Here is a 1,406-nt window from a genome sequence, read left to right as displayed (position 1 = left end):
AATGGTGAAGACGAATTTACGTACACCAATGAAGATGGCAATACAGAAACGGTCACAGTGACGGTTGATCCGATTGCCGATGACACAGTATTAGTAGCAGACAGCGCAACAACTGATGAAGACACGCCAGTAGTTATCGATGTCGTTGCAAATGATACGGATGCAGATGGCGTCACATCTCCTGTTGCATCAGTGACAGACGGCACGAACGGGACTGTGGCGATTAACGCTGACGGCACCGTGACCTACACACCAAACGCAGACTTTAATGGTGAAGACGAATTTACGTACACTAATGAAGATGGCAATACAGAAACGGTGACAGTGACGGTTGATCCAGTTGCCGATGACACAGTATTAGTAGCAGACAGCGCAACGACTGACGAAGATACGCCAGTGGTTATCGATGTCGTCGCAAATGATACGGATGCCGATGGTGTCACATCTCCTGTTGCGTCAGTCACAGACGGTACGAACGGGACAGTAGCGATTAACGCTGACGGTACCGTGACCTACACACCAAACGTAGACTTTAATGGTGAAGACGAATTTACGTACACCAATGAAGATGGCAATACAGAAACCGTGACAGTGACGGTTGAACCAGTGGCCGATGACACAGTATTAGTAGCTGATTCAGCAACGACTGATGAAGATACGCCAGTGGTTATCGATGTAGTCGCAAATGATACCGATGCAGATGGTGTCACATCTCCTGTTGCGTCAGTAACAGACGGCACGAACGGGACAGTAGCGATTAACGCTGACGGCACCGTAACTTACACACCAAACGCAGACTTTAATGGTGAAGACGAATTTACTTACACTAATGAAGATGGCAATACAGAAACCGTGACAGTGACGGTTGATCCAGTGGCCGATGACACAGTATTAGTCGCAGACTCAGCAACAACTGATGAAGATACGCCAGTGGTGATTGATGTCGTTGCAAATGACAGCGATGCAGACGGTGTCACATCTCCTGTTGCGTCAGTCACCGATGGTACTAACGGGACAGTAGCGATTAACGCTGACGGTACAGTGACTTACACTCCAGATGCAGACTTCAATGGTGAAGACGAATTTACGTACACTAATGAAGATGGCAATACAGAAACCGTGACAGTGACGGTTGATCCGATTGCTGATGACACAGTATTAGTCGCAGACAGCGCAACGACTGACGAAGACACGCCAGTGGTTATCGATGTCGTCGCAAATGATACGGATGCCGATGGTGAAGTTTCACCTGTTGCATCAGTGACAGACGGCACGAACGGGACAGTAGCGATTAACGCTGACGGCACCGTGACTTACACACCAAACGCAGACTTTAATGGTGAAGACGAATTTACGTACACCAATGAAGATGGCAATACAGAAACCGTGACAGTGACGGTTGATCC

General features: G+C 48.2%; 1 protein-coding gene. It reads left to right on the top strand.

Going from position 1 to position 1,406, the window contains the following annotated elements:
• Positions 1–1,406: Ig-like domain-containing protein (locus V5290_RS17220; RefSeq protein ID WP_333388713.1), on the top strand; the 1,406-nt coding region annotated here is incomplete at both ends.

This window comes from Psychromonas arctica (assembly GCF_036697365.1).
GTDB lineage: Bacteria > Pseudomonadota > Gammaproteobacteria > Enterobacterales > Psychromonadaceae > Psychromonas > Psychromonas arctica_A.
Note: the sequence above shows the minus strand (reverse complement) of the source record. Positions and strands in the feature narration are given on the sequence as shown.